Source organism: Mesorhizobium sp. M1E.F.Ca.ET.063.01.1.1 (assembly GCF_003998155.1).
GTDB lineage: Bacteria > Pseudomonadota > Alphaproteobacteria > Rhizobiales > Rhizobiaceae > Mesorhizobium.
Genome location: NZ_RZSC01000881.1, coordinates 1 through 2,248 on the forward strand (window position 1 = coordinate 1; position 2,248 = coordinate 2,248).

The following is a 2,248-nucleotide window of genomic DNA, read 5'->3' on the forward strand; positions in this document are numbered from 1 at the left end:
CCAGGAATGTCGATCACTCGGCGTGATCTTCCATGCCGCCCATCTCGCCCATGCCTTCGACCGCGAACTCGACCGCGACGCTGCCTGCCTTCTCGAAGGTGAGCGTCGCCGGAAATTTCTCGCCCTGCTTGGGCTGCCGCTTGAGGCCGACGAACATCAGGTGGTAGCCGCCCGGCTTCAGCGCGACCTTGCCGCCGGCCGGGATTTCCAGCCCGCCGCTCACCGGCCGCATGGTCATCACGCCGTCCTTGACGCCCATTTCATGCAGCTCGGCCTTGTCGGAGATGTCGGAGGAGATCGACAGCAGGCGGTCGGGCGAGCCGCCCTTGTTGGTCACGGTGAAATAGCCGCCGGCCACCTTGGCGCCGGGCGGCGTCGCGCGCGACCAGGGATGGCCGATCTCCAGATCGCCAACCTTGAATTCATGCGCGAAGGCGCCGGAAACGCAGGCAAGCGGAAAAACAAGGACGAACGCCGCACCGGCTCTGGAAATGAAACTGGACATGGTTGCTCCATGAATATGGGATCGCGCCGTCATCCGGTCGCGAGCAGTCTGATCTTGGATGAATATTCCCGCGAAAGGTTGCGGGCCGTGCCGTCAGACCGTTGCCGGCGGCGCTCGAGGATTGGCTGGAGAGCGGTCGCGGGCGAAATCGAGATGCCGGAAGGATGGAGGCGGGAAAGCGACCGCTTCGAACGCTAGCGCTCTGGCAAGCGCGCCGGTCTCCGGCGGCGGCAGATGCGCCGGCGAAACCATGTTGCAGCCAAGCAAACAGCAAGCCGGCATGTGTTGCTGATGCGGATCGCCGCCTGGAAGCTTGGCCGCCCCTTCATGCGTGCAGATGACGTTGCCGAAGGCGTCGATCTGTGAGGATCCGCCAAAGGCGAAGGCGCCGAGCGCCGACTGCAACAACAGCAGCAGCGCCGCGACAAAGGCGGCCGGCATGCTCCATCGTCTCAGCCGGATATCCAACGGACTGCCTCTTCTCCCACCTGCCCATCGACCCTAGCACGGGCCCCGCGGCCGGAAAATCGGCAAAACCGGGCTGCGGCAACGCGGCGCGATGCGCTCGATCAGGCGGGCTGTACCTGCCGCCCTTCCGGGATGGAGCTCAGCAGCGTCTGGCGCGCCGACTTCAGGTGCTTGCGGCAGGCGACGTCCACCTTGGCGGGGTCGCGCGATTTCAGCGCCGCGATATAGGCCAGATGCTCCTGGATCGCGACCTCGTTGCGCTGGCGCTCCTCAGCCTTGTTCCACTGGTAGTGGTAGTGGAAAATCATCGCGATCACATCATAGAAATCGACGATGAAGCGGTTGTGCGAGGCGCGGTGGATCAGCCGATGAAAGCGCTCGTCGAGCTCGGAGAATTCGTTGAAGCGCGTGGCGATCTCGCTGGCGAGCTCGCGATGTTCGATCTCCAACCTGTCGAGATCGACCCATACCCCGCTGTCCTCCGGCAACGCGGCGAAGGCGCTGGCCGAGCGCAGTTCGAACATCTCGCGGATCTCCGTCAGCTCCAGCGCGAAGGCGCGGGTGAAGCCCTTCAGCACCCAGTGGCTGTTGCGCCGCTTCTCGATCAGGCCGAAGCGCGAGAAGCGGATCAGGAATTCGCGCACGCTGGTGGTGCCGACGCCGATCTCGCGCGCCAGCTCCAGCTCGTTGATCTGCATGCCGGCCTCGGCGCCCTCGGCAAGCAGCCGGCGCATGAAGGAGCGCTCGATGATCTCAGCCAGCGAATCGGTTTCTTCTTCCGGGAAGAAGTCTTCCGCCCGCGGCGATCTCAGCACCGTCTTGTTGCGCTTGTTCCAAGCGATCAGCCCGGTCTCTTCCATGCGCGAAAGGATGCTGCGCACCGTGGTGCGGCTGACGCCGAGCGACGCTCCAAGCTCAGGCTCCGACGGCAGGCTCTTGGTCTCGTCGAGCAGCCGCAGGCAGCGATTGAAGGCGTCCTTGTAGACGTTGTTGCTCTTCGACATGCCCCGTATCCCCAACGCTTGCGGCGACCCGCCGGAAGCGCGATATGATCGGTGTTCCTAGCGCAAGCCTCCGAAATGCGGAATGCTCCTGACCGGCTTGCCAAACCGGCAATCGCGCCGCCTCTGAGCGGCGCGCCGCCAGCGCTGAAAAAACAATTGACGCAAAAATGTTTTTTCACGATAAAAGACATTATCTTCAAATGGGAGGAAGTCAATCCGCCCGCACTCCCAGGATTACCCCAGGACAGCCGCCCGTGAACGCCGCAAACAC

The 2,248-nt window shown here is 63.7% G+C and carries 3 protein-coding genes; all 3 read right to left on the reverse strand.

The window, feature by feature from the left end; translation table 11 throughout:
- Positions 1–13: 13 nt before the first annotated feature.
- The 3 genes from EOA29_RS33745 to EOA29_RS33755 all read right to left on the reverse strand — a co-directional run bounded on the left by EOA29_RS33745 (position 14) and on the right by EOA29_RS33755 (position 1,977).
- Positions 14–505: a copper chaperone PCu(A)C gene (locus EOA29_RS33745; RefSeq protein ID WP_245464876.1), complete on the reverse strand. Its 492-nt coding sequence runs from the start codon at positions 503–505 to the stop codon at positions 14–16.
- Positions 506–598: 93 nt separating this feature from the next.
- The gene (locus EOA29_RS33750) at positions 599–946 is read right to left on the reverse strand and encodes a hypothetical protein (protein WP_126091887.1); all 348 of its coding nucleotides are present in this window, start codon (positions 944–946) and stop codon (positions 599–601) included.
- Between the two features lie 128 nt (positions 947–1,074).
- The gene (locus tag EOA29_RS33755; RefSeq protein WP_126091886.1) at positions 1,075–1,977 is read right to left on the reverse strand and encodes a GntR family transcriptional regulator; all 903 of its coding nucleotides are present in this window, start codon (positions 1,975–1,977) and stop codon (positions 1,075–1,077) included.
- Between the last annotated feature and the right edge of the window lie 271 nt (positions 1,978–2,248).